19 protein-coding genes are annotated in these 20,083 nt (G+C 61.9%); 5 read left to right on the forward strand and 14 right to left on the reverse strand.

Annotation, left to right across the window (positions count from 1 at the left end; all coding sequences use genetic code 11):
• Window positions 1-11: 11 nt before the first annotated feature.
• Together AB7951_RS14770 and AB7951_RS14775 are read right to left on the reverse strand one after the other, a co-directional pair.
• Window positions 12-599, reverse strand: a complete 588-nt coding sequence (locus AB7951_RS14770; protein ID WP_089264504.1) for a protein-S-isoprenylcysteine O-methyltransferase — start codon at window positions 597-599, stop codon at window positions 12-14.
• A gap of 18 nt (window positions 600-617) precedes the next feature.
• Window positions 618-1,898, reverse strand: coding sequence for a hypothetical protein (locus AB7951_RS14775; RefSeq protein ID WP_231080784.1), 1,281 nt, complete (start codon window positions 1,896-1,898; stop codon window positions 618-620).
• Window positions 1,899-2,113: 215 nt separating this feature from the next.
• On the opposite strand from AB7951_RS14775, the gene AB7951_RS14780 reads away from it, so the two are divergent.
• Window positions 2,114-2,794, forward strand: a complete 681-nt coding sequence (locus AB7951_RS14780) for a hypothetical protein (protein WP_089264505.1) — start codon at window positions 2,114-2,116, stop codon at window positions 2,792-2,794.
• Window positions 2,795-2,870: 76 nt separating this feature from the next.
• Here the strand turns inward: AB7951_RS14780 and AB7951_RS14785 are convergent, their stop codons facing one another.
• Together AB7951_RS14785 and eno are read right to left on the reverse strand one after the other, a co-directional pair.
• Complete coding sequence (locus AB7951_RS14785) at window positions 2,871-4,892, reverse strand: glycoside hydrolase family 113 (protein WP_120289944.1); 2,022 nt, start codon at window positions 4,890-4,892, stop codon at window positions 2,871-2,873.
• Between the two features lie 210 nt (window positions 4,893-5,102).
• Window positions 5,103-6,386 (reverse strand): phosphopyruvate hydratase, encoded by a 1,284-nt coding sequence (eno, locus tag AB7951_RS14790; RefSeq protein ID WP_120289946.1) that lies wholly within the window; start codon window positions 6,384-6,386, stop codon window positions 5,103-5,105.
• Between the two features lie 128 nt (window positions 6,387-6,514).
• On the opposite strand from eno, the gene queF reads away from it, so the two are divergent.
• Complete coding sequence (gene queF / locus AB7951_RS14795; protein ID WP_089264508.1) at window positions 6,515-6,994, forward strand: preQ(1) synthase; 480 nt, start codon at window positions 6,515-6,517, stop codon at window positions 6,992-6,994.
• Between the two features lie 163 nt (window positions 6,995-7,157).
• Here the strand turns inward: queF and AB7951_RS14800 are convergent, their stop codons facing one another.
• From AB7951_RS14800 to AB7951_RS14815, 4 genes are all read right to left on the reverse strand, one after another.
• Complete coding sequence (locus tag AB7951_RS14800) at window positions 7,158-8,510, reverse strand: hypothetical protein (RefSeq protein ID WP_120289948.1); 1,353 nt, start codon at window positions 8,508-8,510, stop codon at window positions 7,158-7,160.
• Window positions 8,511-8,766: 256 nt separating this feature from the next.
• Entirely contained in the window at window positions 8,767-9,942 is a 1,176-nt protein-coding gene (locus AB7951_RS14805) for an MFS transporter (protein ID WP_120289950.1), read from the reverse strand.
• Between the two features lie 36 nt (window positions 9,943-9,978).
• Window positions 9,979-10,836, reverse strand: coding sequence for a 3-deoxy-8-phosphooctulonate synthase (gene kdsA / locus AB7951_RS14810; protein ID WP_120289952.1), 858 nt, complete (start codon window positions 10,834-10,836; stop codon window positions 9,979-9,981).
• A gap of 165 nt (window positions 10,837-11,001) precedes the next feature.
• Window positions 11,002-11,328: an NIPSNAP family protein gene (locus tag AB7951_RS14815; RefSeq protein WP_120289954.1), complete on the reverse strand. Its 327-nt coding sequence runs from the start codon at window positions 11,326-11,328 to the stop codon at window positions 11,002-11,004.
• A gap of 131 nt (window positions 11,329-11,459) precedes the next feature.
• Between AB7951_RS14815 and AB7951_RS14820 the strand changes: the two genes are divergently transcribed.
• Both AB7951_RS14820 and AB7951_RS14825 read left to right on the forward strand, forming a co-directional pair.
• Window positions 11,460-11,774: a PAAR domain-containing protein gene (locus AB7951_RS14820; protein WP_120289956.1), complete on the forward strand. Its 315-nt coding sequence runs from the start codon at window positions 11,460-11,462 to the stop codon at window positions 11,772-11,774.
• 12 nt (window positions 11,775-11,786) lie between these two features.
• Window positions 11,787-14,489, forward strand: coding sequence for a CHAT domain-containing protein (locus tag AB7951_RS14825; protein ID WP_120289959.1), 2,703 nt, complete (start codon window positions 11,787-11,789; stop codon window positions 14,487-14,489).
• 57 nt (window positions 14,490-14,546) lie between these two features.
• Here the strand turns inward: AB7951_RS14825 and AB7951_RS14830 are convergent, their stop codons facing one another.
• Window positions 14,547-15,593, reverse strand: coding sequence for a histone deacetylase family protein (locus AB7951_RS14830; RefSeq protein ID WP_120289961.1), 1,047 nt, complete (start codon window positions 15,591-15,593; stop codon window positions 14,547-14,549).
• Between AB7951_RS14830 and AB7951_RS14835 the strand changes: the two genes are divergently transcribed.
• Entirely contained in the window at window positions 15,592-15,747 is a 156-nt protein-coding gene (locus AB7951_RS14835; protein ID WP_158596801.1) for a hypothetical protein, read from the forward strand. The genes AB7951_RS14830 and AB7951_RS14835 overlap by 2 nt on opposite strands.
• 68 nt (window positions 15,748-15,815) lie before the next feature.
• On the opposite strand, the gene AB7951_RS14840 is transcribed toward AB7951_RS14835, so the two are convergent.
• From AB7951_RS14840 to AB7951_RS14860, 5 genes are all read right to left on the reverse strand, one after another.
• On the reverse strand, window positions 15,816-17,447 hold the full coding sequence (locus AB7951_RS14840) for a CTP synthase (protein WP_068730833.1): 1,632 nt from the start codon (window positions 17,445-17,447) through the stop codon (window positions 15,816-15,818).
• A 166-nt stretch (window positions 17,448-17,613) separates the two neighbouring features.
• Window positions 17,614-17,994, reverse strand: coding sequence for a preprotein translocase subunit SecG (gene secG / locus AB7951_RS14845; protein ID WP_441255874.1), 381 nt, complete (start codon window positions 17,992-17,994; stop codon window positions 17,614-17,616).
• Window positions 17,995-18,145: 151 nt separating this feature from the next.
• Complete coding sequence (gene tpiA, locus AB7951_RS14850; RefSeq protein ID WP_120289965.1) at window positions 18,146-18,919, reverse strand: triose-phosphate isomerase; 774 nt, start codon at window positions 18,917-18,919, stop codon at window positions 18,146-18,148.
• Between the two features lie 57 nt (window positions 18,920-18,976).
• A complete protein-coding gene (locus tag AB7951_RS14855; RefSeq protein WP_120289967.1) occupies window positions 18,977-19,564 on the reverse strand; it encodes a general stress protein in 588 nt (195 codons plus the stop codon).
• Between the two features lie 16 nt (window positions 19,565-19,580).
• The gene (locus AB7951_RS14860) at window positions 19,581-19,910 is read right to left on the reverse strand and encodes a hypothetical protein (RefSeq protein WP_120289969.1); all 330 of its coding nucleotides are present in this window, start codon (window positions 19,908-19,910) and stop codon (window positions 19,581-19,583) included.
• Window positions 19,911-20,083: the final 173 nt, after the last annotated feature.

A 20,083-nucleotide genomic window follows, 5' to 3' on the forward strand; every position in this document is an offset into this window, starting at 1 on the left:
CTGGTGCCGCGTCAGTAGATGCCCGGAATGATGCGCTTGGTTTCACGCATATAGGCCCGGTAGTCGTCGCCGAATGCCTCGATCAGCATCCGCTCTTCATAGTCGATGCGGGTGAAGAACAGGATCGCGATCGCGACCAGCCCGCCCAGCGCGGCCATAGCATTCGGCAGCAGGAATGCCTGCGCCAATGCCCACAACCAGAACGAGGCATACATCGGATGGCGGATGCTGCGATAGACGCCGGCACGCACGATCTGGTGAGCCTCGCGGATTTCCAGGCTGGCCGACCACTGCCGGCCGAGATCCTTGTGCGACCGGCGAAACAGCCAGAGCGACAGCACATAGAGTGCAGCGCCAACCACGACCGCCGCATAATTCAGCTGATAGTTCAGCGCGGCCGGCCAGCCGGTCACCAGCCAGATCAGCGGCACCACGAATAGGCCGATGGTGGCGATCGCCAGCAGGATGCGTTCACGGCTCCAGCCGACCGCACGCAGCGTCGCCGTGCGACGGGCTTTGCGCGCATAGGGGTAGCGAATGATGAACCAGGCGATCAGACCGATCGCCCAGACATATGTTCCAAGAAGTGACGCGGTCATTGTCGTCCGATCAGGCCATCATGCGGCATTCACGGATGCCCCGGCTTGCGATTGAGAAGATGTGATCTTGGACAGTGGCATGTCTAGCAGCGCGCCATCCGCACCGAAGCGTTTGAGGCCGCCTTCGCCCGCGGTGATCTCGTCAAACGGCAGAGGACCGCAGATCACCATGCAATAGTCGTAGGGCGCGCGGCACTGGTTGCCCATCACCATCTGATAGTGAATGCGCATGAAGTTGAAGCGATAGCGCTTGAACTGTTCCATGCCCATCATGGCATGCATCTGGACGCGCCGGATGTTCGGCCTGCCCTCGTCGCGATCGCGACTGCGGCGTTTCAAGGTCACCGGATCGAAGCGGTAGAAACTGATGACGTCGTCGCGGGCGTGATATTCGGTCCAGCGGATCGCCGGCGTGTCGGCGACGAGACGCGTTGCTGCGCGTACGCTCTTGCCGGCGGGATGCAGCGAGAATTTCGGGATGGTCGCGCTCACCGTCATCACGCAGATGGTCGGGCCATGTTTTGTCAGATCCGGGTCGAGCGCGAGTGCGCGGGCCACCACCTCCATCACCAATGCCGCACCAAGGCAATGCCCGACGATGACGATCTCGTCGACATCGGCCTTCTGCGCGCGCGCCGCGATTACCCTGGCGAATTCATCGACGCGCGCCGTCATCTTTGGCCGCTGGCCATGGACATATTGCCGCGAGAAGATCCAGTCGTCGAACACATGATTGATCGGCTTGCGCCAGCCGTAATGGTGCAACAGCGCCGTGAAGACGGCAGCAGCAACAATTGCGCCAGCGATCCATGCGGCGGCGGCATTCATGCCAAGCAGCCAGGTCAGCCCATAGCCCACCGCTGCGCCAGATGCAGCAAAGCCCGCGATCCACAGATAGGAGAACAGGAAGAAGCCGGCATATTTCCAGCTCGCGAAGAAGAAGCGGAACAGGGTTCCCGTCACCAGCCAGTCGCCCAGCGTAACAAAGGCGGCGCCCAATCGCGACAGCATGCTTCGGGTGTGATCCTGCAGGATCAGGTCATCCCAGCGCAGCATCTCGTAGGTGGTTTCCGTCTTCCAGTTCGGCCCGGAGGTCTCGGCCCGCCAGGAGGCGCTCACTTCCGTAGCGTCAAGCACGCCAGAGGCTTTCGCAGACACGCTCCACGTCTTCTCGAAACTCGACAGCGAACGGCGGAACCGCTCGAGCTGCGTGTCCGGCAGAATCGGGTCGTAGCCGCCAATGTGAAAGACATGTCGCCGCGCGATCATCGTCCGTTCGCTCCCGAGTGCATCACGCACCGTTCTGATCCGGTGCATAGCAAATTCGCCTGCGCCGACAAACCTGCCCGTGCTCAAAACGGAAGCGTCAGGCAGGATTTTGTCGCCCTCAGGTCACACAGCCGCTCTTTCGCAACCCCCTTCATCACAATTCCGGGAATCGAGGCAGGACTGTGATTGACGGCAGGGTCTTATGTCTGAACATGTCGCGGGTTTTTTCGAAGAAAGAAAGCACTATGTCGATTGCTCTCAAGGGCTTCAAACGGCCGTCGTGGACCTCTCCAGCGGCCGTTTTGCTGATTCTGTCGTCGCTCTTTGTGGCCTCACTCGCGAGTTCCGGGGATGCCGATGCGGCGCCCGGCCGTCGCCCCGGCCATGTCTATCTCTATCGTGGCCTCATGAACGTGTTCTCGCTCGGCATGGATCAGATCGCCTACAAGCTCGAAGCCGCCGGCGTCGCCTCCTCGGTCAGCAATCACACGCTGTGGAGCGGCCAGGCAGACGACATGATTGCCCGGTACAAGGCCGGTAACCGCGAACCGATCATCCTGATGGGCCATTCGGCCGGTGCCGACGTGACCATCTCGATTGCCCGCAAGCTCGCGCAGTACAACATCCCGGTGGCGCTGATCGTGAACTTCGATCCGGTGGCGCCCGATGCCGTCCCCAACAATGTGAAGCAGATCGTGAACTATTACGTACCTGCCGGCTGGGGGCGCGCGGTGTCTGCGGATCCCCGCTTCAAGGGCAAGCTTGCCAACGTCAACGAGAACGCCACCACCAACCACTTCTCGATCGACAAGGACGACAGCCTGCAGCGTCAGGCCATTGCCCGTGTCATGGCCGTGACCGGCGGCGGTATTCGCCGCAAGCCGGCGGCGCCGAAGCCTGCGCAGGTCTCGGCTGCTCCGCAATAATACGCGGCAAATATCGAAACGAATTCAGCCGAGGTGATCGTCACCTCGGCTGAATTGTTTTGGCCGTCCGGAATCCTCAGACGATCAGCACATCATGATGCGATGGAGGCGTCGCCGGCACGAGCGCGGCATCGTGTGTGCCGAGAGCGTCGTCCGGTGCCGGCGCGGCCGCGACGGGATGGCTGGACGCCGTCAGGACCTGAGCAAGAGCGACTTCCGCAGCGCCCTCGCCCTGCGCAATATTCTGCGCTTCCGTATGCCCGGACGTCGTGTGGCCGGACGTCTGACTGAAAGCAAAGTTCTCACTGCCAGTGCTGCTCGCGAGTGCTTGTCCGAGCGTATCGACGGCAATACTGGCATTCGCGAATTTCAGAAACTCCGTATTGGTGAGATAGTCGGTGCCGTCGCGACCGGCGATTCCGTCGGTGACGATCGTCTGAGCGCCACTGCGGCTGATGCTGTAGTCGGCCACATTGCCGGAGAATACCGCGGTGTCGGTGCCGTTGCCGCCATTGATGATGTCGTTGCCGATCCCGCCAGCAATGTAGTCATCGCCATCTCCACCGCGGACGACATCGTTGTCGCTTGAGGCACCGAAGAACCAATCCTGATGCTTGGTCGTGTCGAATTGGATGCTGCGGACATAGAGATCGAACGAGCCGGGTGAACTGGCATTGGTGCCGTCGGCCGGCACCAGATCGACGCCATTGATGGCAATGTCCTTGAAATGCAGCGCGCGCCCGGGCTCGGAATTTGCGAGATTGATCGCGACACTGGAGATGCTGGCGGGATTGTCGAAAGTGATCGTGTAGGTCTGGTAGCCCGACGGATCGCTCGCGGGCGTGAATTCAAGCACGCCCGAAACCGGCTGGCCATTGACCAGAACCTGCGCCTGCGCGCCGATGCCGTTCACCACCGAACCATAGCCCGTCAGGCTGATGGTGGTTGTTGCGAGCTTTCCCGCAGTATCGGGCCCGGCGACAATCGTGTCATTCCCGGCGCCGCCATAGATCTCGTCGTGTCCGAGCCCACCGAAGATGACGTCGTTGCCGCCTCCGAGATCGATGGTATCGCCGATCGACGAGCCCGTGACGGTGATACCCGGCGTTACCCCTGTCCCATGGAAATATTGCGCCACCACATCCTGCGCCGGCTTGTCCATGACCGAATAGCCGGTCTCGGAATAGAAGTTGTTGAGGTCCCACTGCCAGAACTCGGCGCCTTTCAGCCAGCTGCCGCCATGCGCGCTCCAGACTTGAAAGAAGGCATTATAGGCATCGGCCTGTTCGGCGAGATCCGCAGGCGCCTTGGATGATCCACCGCCCGGATTGATAGCCGTACCGTCGATGCTGCGATAACCGACCTCAGTCATCAGCACCGGCTTGCCGTAATCCATCGACAGCGAATGAAAGAAATCGACGGGCGACTGATAGCCGAAGGCCTTGGCGTAATACGGATTGTACGGCACCTCGTTCCACGCGTGCACGAGATCGTCCACCGTCGGCGTCGTGCTGGCCGTCAAGGGTGGATAGGCGTTGATGCCGATCGTATCGACCTGGTCCCAGAAGCTGACCTTGGATGCTTCGTCGGTTGCCGCCGCGTAAGTGACTTCGCCATGATAGACGCCGCGCACGGCCGAGATGATATCAACCCAGTAGCTGCGATAGGCATCGCCCGAAAGGCTGCTCATCTCATTGCCGATGGCGAAACTGGCGACATCGCCCTGCTCTGCAATTTCAGCCAGGTGAACGATCTCGGCCTTGTAGGACGCGAAGAAGGCATCGACGTCCGACGGCGCCAGACTGTGCGAGATCGTGCCGTCGAGACCTGTAATGCCCGGCTTGAAGACAACATCCAGCCCGGCGGCATGGGCCTTCTGAAAACCGGCCAGCAGGCTTGCGTCGCTTTCGGTCTTGGCCGGCACGGCGAGCACGTCATTGCCCGTACGGCTGTCGGTCCATATCCGCGTCGTCAGCGCGATCGAATTCGATCCCAGTGACGCCATGGCCTGAAACGCCTGATCGGCTGACGCACTGGAGAACTCTCCGTTCCACTCCGACAGTGCACCGAAACCTTGGACCTTAAAGATGTTGGGCATTCGCGCTCTCCGTCGGCATTGCCTGGAGAAGGCTGAACCCACAACGTGATACCTTCGCGACCGCAATGGGGTATCATGATGACGTCTACAAATTGAACCTCGTTGTAGGCTTACACGGTCAGGGTCCTTCAATGAAAAACGCCGCCCGCTATTTCAGCGAACGGCGTTGATCGCGTAGTTTCTTGCTCGGCCGAAAGCCGCGCTTGCGCTTTACGCGAGAGCTTTCAGTGCGGCCTTGCCGGCATATTTAGCCTGGGTGCCGAGCTGCTGCTCGATGCGCAGCAACTGGTTGTATTTGGCGGTACGATCCGCGCGTGCCAGCGAGCCGGTCTTGATCTGTCCGCAATTGGTGGCGACGGCGAGATCGGCAATCGTGGAATCTTCAGTCTCACCCGAACGGTGCGACATCACCGCGGTATAGCCAGCCTTGTAGGCCATCTCGACGGCGCTCAACGTTTCGGTCAGCGAGCCGATCTGGTTGACCTTGATCAGGATCGAATTGGCGCGGCCATTCTTGATGCCGTCGGCAAGACGCGTGACATTGGTGACGAACAGATCATCGCCGACCAGCTGGCACTTCGAACCGATCAGGTCGGTGAGCTGCTTCCAGCCGTCCATATCGTCTTCCGACATGCCGTCCTCGATGGAGACGATCGGATAGTTGGCGACGAGCTGGGCGAGATACTTGGCCTGCTCGGAGATGTTGCGGGTCTTGTTCTCGCCGCCATAGACGTAAGCGCCGTCCTTGAAGAATTCGGTGGCGGCGCAATCCATCGCCAGCATCACGTCCTTGCCGGCGCTGTAGCCAGCCTTGGTGATGGCGGCCATCACAAAGTCCAGCGCCGCTTCGGCCGAACCGATATTGGGTGCGAAGCCGCCTTCGTCACCGACATTGGTGTTGTGGCCGGCCTTCTTCAGCTCGCCCTTCAGCGTGTGGAAGATCTCGGCGCCGCAGCGCAGGCCTTCGGCGAAGGTCGACGCGCCCACCGGCATGATCATGAATTCCTGGAAGTCGATCGGATTGTCGGCATGCATGCCGCCATTGATGATGTTCATCATCGGCACCGGCAGCGTGCGGGCCGAGGTCCCGCCGACATAGCGATACAGCGGCATATCGAAGGATTCCGCAGCCGCTTTGGCGGCGGCCAGCGAGACGCCGAGGATCGCATTGGCGCCGAGGCGCGACTTGTTCGGGGTGCCGTCGAGCTCGATCATGATCTCGTCGAGCTGGACCTGGTTCTCCACGTCCATGCCGCCGATGGCGTCGAAGATCTCGCCATTGACGGCATCGACCGCTTTCTGCACGCCCTTGCCGAGATAGCGGGACTTGTCGCCGTCGCGCAGCTCGACCGCCTCATGGGCGCCGGTGGAGGCACCCGACGGAACCGCGGCGCGGCCCATCGACCCGTCTTCGAGGACGACGTCGACTTCAACCGTGGGATTGCCGCGGCTATCGAGAATTTCGCGGCCGATGATGTCGACGATGGCGGTCATGAATGCCCTCTTTGTGCTGGGGGTGGGTCGTTGGCGCCGCTTCTACAGCAAGCCTCCCGGCGGGAAAACCCCGCCTGACGTGACGACTGGCCCGGGATTGGCTATGAACCGCCATAACGGAGATATTTATGTCAAAAACACCCCGCAAATCCCCGAAATTGCCTGACGACTTGCAGCTCGGCCGCGCCGTGGAATGGCCGACCTCCCCGGAGCAGGCCAAACTCGACCGGGTGCCGAACCCGCAGAAGGACACCAATTACGTGGTGCGCTTCACGGCGCCGGAATTCACCTCGCTGTGCCCGATCACCGGCCAGCCGGATTTCGCCCATCTGATGATCGACTATGTGCCCGGCCAATGGCTGGTCGAGTCGAAGTCGCTCAAGTTGTACCTGGCCTCATTCCGCAATCACGGCGCCTTCCATGAGGATTGCACCGTGGAGATCGGCAAGCGCGTCGCCTCCGCCATCAAGCCGAAATGGCTGCGTATCGGCGGCTACTGGTATCCGCGCGGCGGCATCCCCATCGACGTGTTCTGGCAGACCGGAACGCTGCCCAAGGGCGTCTGGGTCCCCGAGCAAGGCGTCGCTCCGTATCGCGGGCGGGGATGAGCGGGGCGGGCGTTTCAGCTCACCCCAATCCAGCGACGGGCTGTTGCGATCGAGCTGCCTGCACGATCAATGGTAGCCTACAGCCGGATGCATCCCAAGCCCACCGGCCGTTCTCCACTCGGCCTCGCGTCATGCAGTGCGTCGCGGTCGCACCTCTTCGCAATCACTCTGCCCTCAAGAAATACTCCGTTGGTGTTTTTCCGCCACGACCGCTCGCATATCTTTCATGCGGCGAGTCTGACATTCTCTGATTGTCGGCAATCTGCATCTCATCGTCGCCGCGCGTCCCGACGACCAGATAAATATGATCTGCTCCGGGAGGCGTCGGATCGAGGTCGAAGGTAACGCCAACATCGCCGGCTCTTTGATTTCCAACTGAGATTTTCGACCAACCGCGTTGCGCAAGCTTGCGTGCCAGACTCCCGGCGCCCAGTGTCATCGCGATATCGATTCCGGACTGACGAAGCAATGCACTCAAATGCGCGGCACAGCCGTTGTGAGGATACTCTCTCAGATTCCTCGCGGCCTCTAACCTTGCGGCCTTCAGCCCCTCTGCCGTACTTCCTTGTCGTATCAATTGCGGTATGCGCACCGCATCTGATACTATCTCCGTAAAGCTAGCAACAAGACTGCGCGATTCTTCGCGCAGCACACCCGATGCATCGGCGTTCAGGGTTTCGAAATCTGTCCCGCCTTCCCGCGCGGTAGCCGGGCGCTCCACTACACCGTGCTGCAAACGAATTTCTCCGGTATCAACGAGAACACGGAGAATGACCATCGCACCACACTGCCCGCTAACAGCGTCGGCAGACCACTTTCCGTCGGCTACATACTTTCCGCGTGAGTACTGATTGCTGAAACTCCACAGGTATGGCGATTTGACTTCCGGATGATGACTTCGATAGCCCCAACCATTGAAGCTCTCCAGAAGATAGGCAATGCGCTCGATGGACCAGTCCGCGTTGCCTGTGATCCCGTCATAGTTCAAAGCATCGACTGCGCTATCCACCCAATCAAACGGCGGCGAGCCATTTCTCGGTCGTCCAGCGGGGACGTGAACAGTGCGCGCATCAAGCGGGTCACCGTTGTGCAGGTGTCCGCGAAAATTGAGGCTTGCCTCGAGGCTATGAATGACAGCGACCACATACCAAGGAACTCGGCTGAGGTCCTCAACCTGACGGTAACGCTCCTTATTCGCCACGATCCGGCGCGCGATAGCGGCCGCCGATCCCAATCGCTCTTTGCGAATGGCCATCTCGGCCCACAGCGTAGAGTATTCCTCACAAACGTCCTCGAAGCGGATCGCTCGACGCGCGGTCAAAATTGGCGTGCTCAACGACAGCGTATCGTAGTCGATCGTTGTGAAAACGAAATGCTCGGCAAACTCAGCTGAAAGCCGATGTTCTTCGGCATCGAGATCGACGATCTCTAGGTAAGCACTGTCTTCCGCTAAGGCTTGTGCGGCATTATCTACACGCGCACGTCTTCCTCCACCAGTCGGCCCCATCACCACCATTCTGACCCTCCTGCTTTGGAAATCACTAAATTATCTTAGATTGTTTTTCTTATATACACGTCTTTTAATTGATACGCCCCCATAGCGCGCAGCATCCTCGAAAGAGGTAACGAGATGCTACAAACTCCGCGTTCTCGGCTATCTTTGAAAGATCACTGCAGCATTTCTACCGGCCGCGCAGCACACAAGGCCTGCTCCGTATCAAATGGCTCAGTGCCTGAAGCAAATAAAGCGTCGCGCCGTATCGCAGGCGGGGCTAAGCTTTCGCATCGGCCGGTTTTGTCGGCTTAAGCAGCTTCGCGGCCGCAAATCCAAGCGCGAAGACAATGGCGGCTGACGTCAACAGTGTCGGCATCTTGCCGGCATGGGCGAGGCCGAAGCCATAGGCGATCGGGCCGACGGACTGGCCCATGAAGAAGCAGAAGGCGTGCAGCGACATGGCGCTGGCGCGGGCTTCCTGTGACAGCTCAGTGGAGAATATCTGCAACGAGCCGTGCAGCATGTAGAAGCCCCAGCCCATCAGCAGCAGGCTCAGCGCCTGGATCTGCCAATTGGGGCTGAAGGCAGTGGCGGCGAGCTGGATCGCGATCACGATGCCGCCATAGATCATCATGCCGTTGATGCCGAGCCGCGCCAGCATGCGCGACACGGTCGCCGTGTAGAACAGGCCGCCGACGGCAAAGCAGGCGATCACGAGGCCGGCGATCGAGAGGCTTGTGACGCCGCGGTCGAACAGGAATGACGAGATATAGGGAAACAGGCCGAGGATGCAGCAGCCTTCGATGAACACCGCGCTGTAGACGATCAGCGTGTTCGGGTTGCGGAAAATGACCTTGTAGCCTTGGGCAAGCTTGCCGAAGTCGGCTTTCACAGTCGGCTTGATGATCGCAGCGCCCTTGAAGCCGTACGCCACAGCGACGGAAGCGACGATCGCAAGACCGCCGAGGATGACCAGCACGCCGCGCCAGCCGAAGAAATCACCGATCACGCCGGACGCCGTCGAGCCTAGCAGATTGCCGGTCATGGCGCCGGCCATCACGCGGCTCAGCGCGACCTGACGCAGCTTCGGCCCGACCAGATCGCTGGTCAGGCTGAGCGTCACCGGAAACACCCCGCCTGCCCCGATGCCGGCCAGCACGCGCGTCGCCAGCAGCAGCGGATAGTCGGTGGTGATCGCGCCGAGAATATTGGCGATGCCGAGCAGAACCAGACAGACGATCATCAGGCGCGGCTTGCCGAACAGGTCGGCGGCAGCACCGAGCGCCGGCTGCACAATGGCGAAGGTAAAGGCCAGTGCGGATGCCAGACCGGCGGCAATTGCCACCGTGATGGACAAATCGTCGGCGACATGCGGCAGCACCGGGTCCAGCGCGCGCATGGACAGCGCGGCGGCGAAGGACGCCAGTGCGATGATGTTGAGGACCGGAGGCATCAGTACGCTGCCAGCGCCGCGAACCGGGATTGCATGTTACGCTTTCGCCGCCGTCTCTTTGGCCAGCGCATCGAACGCCATCAGGTTCTTCACCAGCGCTTCGAAGTCACGCAACGGCACCATGTTCGGTCCGTCGGACGGCGCGTTGTCCGGATCGGGATGGGTCTCGATAAAGACACCGGCCACACCGACCGCAACAGCCGCACGCGCCAGCACCGGCACGAATTCGCGCTCGCCACCCGACGACGTGCCCTTGCCGCCCGGCTGCTGCACCGAATGGGTGGCGTCGAAGATCACCGGCGCGCCGGTGGTCCGCGCCAGGATCGGCAGCGCCCGCATGTCGGACACCAGCGTATTGTAACCGAACGACGCGCCGCGCTCGGTGACCAGCACCTTGTCATTGCCCGTCGAGGTCAGCTTGCTGACGACATTGGCCATGTCCCAGGGCGCGAGAAACTGGCCCTTCTTCACATTGACCACCTTGCCGGTCGCGGCCGCGGCCAGGAGCAGATCGGTCTGCCGGCACAGGAAGGCCGGGATCTGCAGCACGTCCACCGCCTCGGCGGCACGGGCACATTGATCGTTCTCGTGTACGTCTGTCAGTACCGGCAAACCGAGCGTCTCGCGGATCTCGGCAAAGATGGGCAGCGCATCGTCGAGGCCGATGCCGCGCGCCGCGGAGGCGCTGGTGCGGTTGGCCTTGTCGAACGAGGTCTTGAAGACGAGACCGATCTTGAGCCGGTTCGCGATCTCCTTCAGCGCATGGGCCACTTCGAGCGCATGCGCGCGGCTTTCCAGCTGGCATGGCCCGGCGATCACCGAAATCGGCAGAGCATTGCCGAAGCGGACGGTGCCGAGTGCGACAACGGGTGCGGCTGTGGAGGATGCGGTCAAAATGGTCTCCTTATTCTGGCGACCATGACCGCAGGACCGGGCGGGATGCAAGCCGGATCAGGCCCATCCCGCCGGTCGGAATATCAGGGTTGCGGCGGAAGCCGCCTCCAACCCGACCACGGCGGCCTCAGCACCGGGCGAACCGGCCTGCCCCCGGGACCAGGCTTACTTCAGCGCCGAGAAGGCCGTCGGCGCCAGCAGCTGGCTGACGATATTGCCGACGATCTGGCCGTCCTCTTCGGACTTGGCGCGCGCCGACATCCATTCCGGGTCGGACATGAAGGCGGTCCACACCTTCTCGCGCTCGGCGAGCGATTCCCATTTGAGGATGTAGGTCAGTTCCTGATTGGATTCGCCGATCACCGTGGTGAAGAAACCGGACTGCCGGATGCCGTGCTTCTCCCAGAGCTTCAATGTGATAGATTCAAATCGCTTGATCAGCGCCGGCAAACGTCCCGGCAAACAGCGATAGACGCGTAATTCATAGATCATCGGCTTTGGTTCCTTCCCTTTTTGTCAGCCTTTAAAGACTCTAACGCATGGCTTGTTGCGGCATCGTCCCTTGCCTGCGCAACGTCAGGCTTACATCATGCCGCCTGTGACGCAACCGACTTGGATCCACGATGCAAAAGCCCCTTTTGTCGCTAATCGCCCTGATGGCACTGACCGTGTCTGCCGCCGCTCAACAGCCCGGCAAGATCACGTCGGGCGCCACCGGCGTGATGGTCGATGGCAAGCCGGCGGCACGTGTCGGTGACACCACCACCGACGGCAAGATCATCGAGGGGGCGAAGGGCGTCTACATCAACGGCAAGCCTGCAGCCGTCGTCGGCGGCAGCACCGAATGTGGCGGCAAGACCATCTCGGGCAGCACTGGCGTGTTCATCAACGGCAAGCCGATGGCCCGAGCCGGCGACAGCACGTCGGGCTGCAAGTAAGATCTGCCGGAGATGTCTTTGTCATCCCGGGCGCAATGGGCCGCCGGCGTTGCCGCTCGGCTTGCTATCGCCATCGCCAGTGGCCTCATCCTGTTGCCGGCTTTCACCCCCGTCGCCCAAGCCCAGAACAGCCGCGCACCCAGCGAGCGTGAACTCACGGCAAAGATCCAGGATGCGTTCAACGCGCTGCGCACAGGCAACGACGGCAGCGGCCGCGACCGGCTGAAAAATGCGCTCCGCGAGGTCACGCAGAGCAACTATCACAGCCTCACAATCACGGCCTATCTCAATGCCGCCAGTTCGTTCGAGCGGCGGCGCGACAACGCGACCGCGTCGGATCTTTTTGCCGAAGCGGCCAAGACCCGTGCCGCGCGCGACGGCGGCCGCGATGCGGTTACATTCTGGTTCGAATATGCGCGCTTCCTCGAACGCAGCAATCAATACGATCTCGGCATCCCCGTGGCGACCGAAGCTCGCAAGCGCATGCGCGCGGAATACGGCCCGAACTCAGCGCAGGACATTGCCGGGGGCGACATCCTCGCGACGCTACTGACCAATAACGGCGCGGTCGCATCCGGCCTCAACCTGTCCGAAGAGACTTACCTCAACGCGCGAAAGGCACTCGGCGACCGCGAACCGCTGACCTGGCGCACCGAGAATAACTATGCCGAAGCGCTGCGCATGGTCGGGCATCCCGATGTCGCCGCCGCGATCGACGAGCCGCTGCTCCGCAAGCGCATCGCGCATTACGGTTATGGCAGCATCCAGGCGCTGGTGAGCGCCAGCAATCTCGCGCTCAACCATCTGGCCATGGGCAACGAAGCCGAAACACTACGCACGCTCGACTTGCAAAAGCGCTGCGCGACCGAACTCGCCGATCCCCGCTCTGAACATGTCCAGCAGGCCAATGTCTGGATCGCCTATTCCAAAGCCTATTTCCATCCCGACCAGGAGATGAGCCGCCCTGATCTGGAAGCCATGGCCAAGGTCAAGGACTGGAACGGCGCACCGGATCTCCTGCGCATCAAGGCGGCGCAACTCGCCGCCGATCAGTATGAGATGCGTGGCGACACCGACCGCGCGCTGGCGCTGCGGATCGATGCCTATCACCGTTCGCAGACGACCATTGCGCGTCAGCATCCGATCACGTTCGACGCCTTGCTCGGTGTCGCGATGACTCGAATGAAGCGCGGCGACAGGGACACGCTGGCAACCTTCAAGGACGTCGAGCAGCAGGCGTTCCGCTGGATGCTGCGTGAGGTCGGCACTGCCGGCAACCGTTACGTCGCCGAGACCATGCGCAAACTGGCCGATGATATCCTGTATGAGTTCGGCCGCTTCGCATTAGTCGAACCAGCCGCGGCCATCGCCTATGCCGACGCAGTGTCGCGCTGGAAGACGATGGAAGACGGCAAACGCACACTGCTGCGCCTGACGGCCGACCGGCTGCCTGACGACGCCACTAAGGCACTGGCACAGACCGTACTGCGACTGTCCGGCCAGCAGCAGGAATTGCTGTCATCAGGCAAGATCGATGACGACGCGCGCGACGTGCTCAGACAGTTACAGGACGCGCGGCAGGCGCTTGCGTCGAAAATGGGTGACAAGGCGCCGATCGATCTCAAGCTCCCTTCAATAGAAAGCAAGCTCGAACGCAACGACGCGCTGGTCGACTTCTTCGTTAGCGGCCGCCGCAACCGCGTTAATCCGATCGCGCCAAAACCGGAGATGCGGTTGCAGGCCGTGATCCGCCGCCACGACACCGCGCCAGCACTGGTCGATCTCGGCCCGCTCGACAGCTTCCTCGCAGTCGATGCCACGGCGCCGGATCACGCAAGGCTCTTCCGTCGCCTCCATGACACGCTACTTGGACCGCTGAAGCCGCAGCTCGCCGACGTGAAACGACTGTTTCTTGTCCCCGATGCCGAACTCTACAGCCTGCCCTTCGCGATGCTGCAGGACGCGGGCGGCCGCTATCTCGACGAGATTTACGACACCCGGATCATGACGCGCGCCGACGCGCTGTTCTTTGCGAACAACGACAACAGGCTTGCATCGGGCGACAAGGCGCTGTTAGTCGGCGGGCTCGACTATGCCGGCGCCGCCAATGAGCTACCCTCGACGAAGACCGAAGTTGATGCGGTCAGCGCCGATCTGAAGAAGCGCAACCTTGTCGTTACCATCCTCTCGGGCAGCGACAGCGGCGAAGCGACGATCCGCGCCGACGCCAAAGGCGCGTCCCTGATCCATCTCGCCACCCACGGCTTCTACAAGACCGCCTCCAACCGCACCGACGCGCTCTGGCGCAGCGGCCTCGTTGCCTCGCGCCCCAATCTCAGCCGCCCGCCGCAGCGCGACGACAATGACGGCGTACTTTATGCGCACGAGTTGATGAACTGGGATTTGTCGTCGGCCAACCTTGTCGTGCTGTCCGCCTGCCAGACGGCGCTAGGCGATCCCAGCCGGATTGGCAGCGTGCGCGGCTTGCCCACCGCCCTTGCCATCGCCGGCGCCCGGCGTTCGCTGCTGACATTGTGGGAGGTCGCAGACGAAGGCACCGCCAACTTCATGGCGCGGTTCTATCAGGTGCTGGCCGACGAGAAACTCGATTACGCCAGCGCCCTCCGGAAGGTCCGCATCGAAGCGATCCAGGGCAAGATCACGGCCGCCAAAGACCCGTCGGTCTGGGCGGCGTTTGTATTCTTCGAGAGCTGAAACCTGTGGCTGAGCCGTAGGGTGAAGCGTAATCCGCCCTACGCGATCCCATCCGAACTACGCTTGCCTGAAGCCAGTCAGGAAGGAATCGAGGCAGTCCTGGATTGCATCGATGCCGTATCCGCCCTCCTGAACGATGAGCGTCGGCAGACCCAGCGATTGCATCTTGGTGCCGACGCTCCCGAAGTCCTTTGCGTCAAGCTTCAGGATGCCGATCGGATCATCGCGATGGGCATCAAAGCCGAGCGCCACGACAAGGGCATCGGCGCCAAATGCGCGAACGCGTTCGATCGCCGTGTCGAGCGCTGCATTCATCTCAGCACCACCGGCACCGGGCGGTAAGGGTAGATTGAGATCGAAGCCCTCGCCGGCACCATGGCCGGTCTCGCTTGCATAGCCCGTATAGAACGGCACGAAATTCGTAGGGTCGCCGTGGATCGAGATCGTCAGCACATCTGGACGATTATAGAAAATCTGCTGCGTGCCATCGCCGTGATGAACATCGACATCGATGATCGCCACCTTTCCAAAGCGACTACGCAATCGCTGCGCGGCAATCGCGCTGTTATTCAGGTAGCAGAAGCCTGTGCCGCGATCGGCGCGCGCGTGATGGCCCGACGGCCGGCACAGCGCATAGGCAGCGCGGTCCCCGCCGACGATAGCGTCTGCGCCAGTGACCGCTGTTTCCGACGAGCGCAGGATGGAACGCCAGCTCTCGGGGCCCATCGGCACCGACAGATCGCCGAGATACCAGCCCACCTGAGCGATAAATCCGGTTGCCGGGCAATCCCGCCGTGCAGCCTCTTCCGGGCGTCCGCTCCAATACGGGAAATATTGCGGCCACACTTCCGGTCCGTGGTCAGGCAGTTGCGCCCAATTATCCCACGCGGTTTCCAAGAAGCGTACGTAAGCCGGCGTATGCACCGTCAGCGCGGGCGCAGTGCCGTACTCCGCCGGCTTTTCAGGCGTGATCTCGTGCCGCGCCAAAGCGCCGATCAGTCGTTCGGTGCGAACCGGCGAATCCTTGATGGGCACGAAGCGGCCGTAACGCATGAATTGCTGCGGCGAATGAATTGCCTGATCCGGGTGATAGAAAGCGCGCATGGATCATCCCTCTGTCCGTTCGGCCGGTCAGAAGACCGACGCCTCAGGGATCATTCGCATGATTGGTTTCTGCCGATCAATCGGCAGTCTGCGCAGCCCTTATGAGCGCAGCGACATGGGCAACTCGGTCGTAGGGCGGATTGATGAAGCGTGATCCGCCATCCTTCCGTCCCACACACACCGACGGCGGATTACAGCTTCGCCAAATCCGCTCCTCCAGTCTCACACCAGCCGGCTCTGCGCCGCCGCGGCCTTGATGAAGGACGCAAACAGCGGGTGCGGTTCGAACGGGCGCGACTTCAGCTCGGGATGATACTGCACACCGATGAACCACGGATGGTTCTCGTATTCGACGATTTCGGGCAGCACGCCGTCCGGCGACAGGCCGGAGAACTTCAACCCATGCTTTTCAAGACGGTCTTTATAGGCCGTGTTGACCTCGTAGCGATGGCGATGGCGCTCGGAGATTTCGGTGGCGCCGCCATAGACGTCCGAGACCTTACTGCCCTTGGTCAGCGTCGCCGGATAGGCGCCGAGACGCATGGTGCCGCCGAGATCGCCGGCATTATGGCGCTTCTCGAGTTCGTTGCCGCGCAGCCATTCGGTCATCAGGCCGACGACCGGCTCCTTGGTCTCGCCGAACTCCGTGGAGTTGGCGTCCTTGATGCCGCCAAGGTTTCGCGCGGCTTCGATCACCGCCATCTGCATGCCGAAGCAGATGCCGAAATACGGCACGTTGCGCTCCCTGGCGAACTGCGCTGCGCGGATCTTGCCTTCGGCGCCGCGCTGGCCGAAGCCGCCGGGCACGAGGATGCCGTTGACGTGTTCGAGGAACGGCGCCGGATCTTCGTTCTCGAAGACTTCGCTTTCGATCCAGTCGAGATTGACCTTCACCTTGTTGGCGATGCCGCCATGGGACAGCGCTTCGGTCAGCGACTTATAGGCGTCCTTCATGCCGGTATATTTGCCGACAATCGCGATGGTCACCGCGCCTTCCGGATGGCGGATACGCTCGTTGATGGTGTTCCAGGTCTTCAGCTCGGGCAGCGCCTTCGGCGTCATGCCGAATGCGGCCAGGACTTCGTCGTCGAGCCCGGCGACGTGATAGGCCTCGGGCACCGCATAGATGTTGTCGACGTCGCGGGCCTCGATCACGGCGCTTTCGCGGACGTTACAGAACAGCCCCAATTTACGGCGCTCTTCCTTGGGAATATCTCGATCGCAGCGGCACAGCAGGATGTCCGGCTGGATACCGATCGAGCGCAGCTCCTTGACGGAGTGCTGGGTCGGCTTGGTCTTCAACTCGCCGGCGCTCGGAATGTAAGGCAGCAGCGTCAGGTGCACGAACACGGTGTCGCCGCGCGGCAGGTCATTGCGCAACTGGCGGATAGCTTCGAAGAACGGCAGGCCTTCGATGTCGCCGACGGTGCCGCCGATCTCGACCAGCACGAAGTCGTAGCCGTCATTGTCCGACAGAACGAAGTCCTTGATGGCGTTGGTGACGTGCGGGATCACCTGGATGGTGGCGCCGAGATAATCGCCGCGACGTTCCTTGGTGAGGATGTCCTGATAGATTCGCCCGGTGGTGATGTTGTCCTGCTTGGTGGCAGGCCGTCCGGTGAAACGCTCATAATGGCCGAGATCGAGATCGGTCTCGGCGCCGTCATCGGTCACGAACACTTCGCCGTGCTGATACGGCGACATCGTTCCGGGATCGAGGTTGAGATAGGGGTCGAGCTTGCGAAGCCGGACCTTGTAGCCACGGGCCTGCAACAGCGCGCCTAACGCCGCTGAAGCCAGACCTTTACCGAGCGAGGAAACCACGCCGCCGGTGATGAAAATGTACCGCGCCATGGGACTTAACCTTTAAGGCTCCGAAACCGATTCGCCAAAACGAATCGCAGCCGCCCGCCGAGAATCAGTGAGGCTGTGGGTGACTTGAAAAACGAAATGATTGCAACCCCTTGATGGGATCTGCTGATGCAGGACGGTAGTCCCAGTCCTGCATGGCGCCTCTGCTTTATTGCGAGCGTGGCGGTGCCGGGGCTGCAGGAGCCTGCTGCTCGTCGGATTTCTTCAGCGTATCCAGGAGACCGCCCGAGGTCGGCGGAGCCAGCGGCGAGCCCGACTGCGAGACCGGCGCAGTGTTGCCTGGCAGGATCGAGGTCGGCTTGCGCTCATAGGTCGCGAGCCAGGACAGGAACAGGCTGGTCAGGAAAAAGCCGACCGCCAGAACGCCGGTGGTGCGGGTCAGCAAGTTCGCCGTGCCGCGGCTCGACATGAAGCCGCCGCCTCCACCGCCGCCAGCGCCCAGGCCGCCGCCTTCGGACTTCTGCAGCAGCACCGTCCCGATCAGGGCCGCGACGATCATGAGGTGGATAACGATAATGACGCTTTGCATCGTGTCCTTCCATCGCAAGCACGCAGCGCCGATCGCCGGCTGCAGTCATGTCTTGCGGGGTTTGAATCCAGCGGTGTCTACACGATCGACCGGGGGATTGTCACCCCCGTGCCGACCGGTCTGGACCGCAAATTCCAGCATTCCGCGGGAGTTAGGGACAGCCCGCCGCGATCGCAAGGAAATCGGTCGCCTTCAGGCTAGCGCCGCCCACCAGTGCACCGTTCACGTGAGGAACCGCCATCAACTCCTTGGCGTTGGATGGCTTGACCGAACCGCCATAGAGGATGCGGATCGAGGCACCCTCGTTCTTAAAGCGTTCAGTCAAACGATCTCGGATAAACTTATGAACTTGCTCGACATCTTGAACTGTCGGCGTCAGTCCGGTGCCGATCGCCCAGACCGGTTCATAGGCCACGATCAGGTTGCCTGAGGTGGCATCGTCCGGCAGCGAGCCCTGGAGCTGGGTGCCGCAGACATCGAGCGTCTTGCCGGCATCACGTTCGGCCTGGGTCTCGCCTATGCAGACGATCGCCGTGAGCCCGGCGCGCCAGACGGCCAGCGCCTTTTCGCGAACCACGGCATCGGTCTCGCCGTGATCGGCGCGACGTTCGGAATGTCCAACAATAACAGCGGTCGCGCCGGCATCAGCCAGCATTTCGGGCGCGATATCGCCGGTATGCGCGCCTGAGACGTTCTTGTGACAATCCTGCGCCCCGACTGAAACGACGTGGCGGCCCTCCTGCCCGAAGCTCGATGCCTTCGACGCGAAACTCGCCAGCAGCGTGACCGGGGGACAGACCAGCAGGTCGACCTTGTCCAGCACATCCGGCGCGCCGCGCAGCATCGCTTCGAACTCGGTCATCGACGCCTTGAGGCCGTTCATTTTCCAGTTGCCGGCGATCAGCGGCCGAACGGCATCAGTCATGAGGATATCCTGTCATTTGGAAGAGGTTATCTGAGCTAACAGAGGCGATCCGTCAGCTCAAGCCGACGTGGTGCCGCGCAACCCACGTTCGCGCTTGATCTCGTCGGCAGTAAGGTCGGGTGCCGAGGGATCGAACTTGCTCCAGCCCGTTGCGGCCAGGTCGCTGCGGCGCTGGGCGATATCGACCGAGGATGGATGCAGCAGCGCCTCCAGCCTGTCCCTGTCGGCCGCCTCCACCTTGGCACTGACGAGGCTACCTCCGCGGCGGATGCTCTCGGCATAGACCTCGGCATCGTTCACGGCGACGCCGGCTTCGGCCAGCATCCCGATCACGCTACCGGCGGCGCCCGCGGCCACGGCGCCCGCTGCGGCCGCTGCCAGCCATCCGGCAGCCACGACCGGTCCGAGTCCGGGAATCGCCAGCAGTCCGAGGCCAGCCAATAGTCCGCCGACCCCGCCAAAACCGGCACCGATCGCGGCGCCCTTGCCGGCGCCCGCGGCATAATCGGGCGCGTACCATTTGTCGGCATTGTTGGCGATGATGCTGATGTCGTCCTCGGGCACACCGGCTTCACGAAGGTTGATAACGGCCTTCTGCGCGTCGGCGTAGTCGTCGAACAGCCGGGAGATCGTCACCTTGCTCATCGCGCTATCCCCACGGTCATTCCGGCTTCGCCGAGACGTTGCCCTTGTAGTCGACGCTGACATGGACCTTCTTGGATCCGCTCATCGCAGTGCCGCGCCAGATCCCCTGGCTGTCGTTCACGAGCGGCGACACGTCGGCATAACCTTGTGACTCCAACGACTTGCGAGCCTGACCTTCGGTGAAACTATTGGCGCCGGGAAGTGGCGGCGTTTCTGTTTTCGGCTGCGAATTCGTCGACTTCGTCACCGTGGGATTCTGCATCGCCGGATTTGGCTGCGCGCCTGCCGGCGTCAGCGCCATCCAGATACCGCAGGCGGCAACTCCCGATCGCCAACCGATGCGCATGATCTCTCCCGGCAGGCCTGAACGCCCGCTCAACAAAGCGGCAGCGGGGCGGAAAGTTCCATAGGCCGCTAATGCCTCGCGGTAGCGCCGGAAACCGCTTCAATCCGCCCCGCCCCAGCCGGTTGCGACCCGGCTTTTGCCACTTTATGATGCGCCTCCTATTTGGCGACGCC

It is taken from the genome of Tardiphaga sp. 285_C5_N1_2, from assembly GCF_052076065.1.
Taxonomy (GTDB): Bacteria; Pseudomonadota; Alphaproteobacteria; order Rhizobiales; family Xanthobacteraceae; genus Tardiphaga; species Tardiphaga robiniae.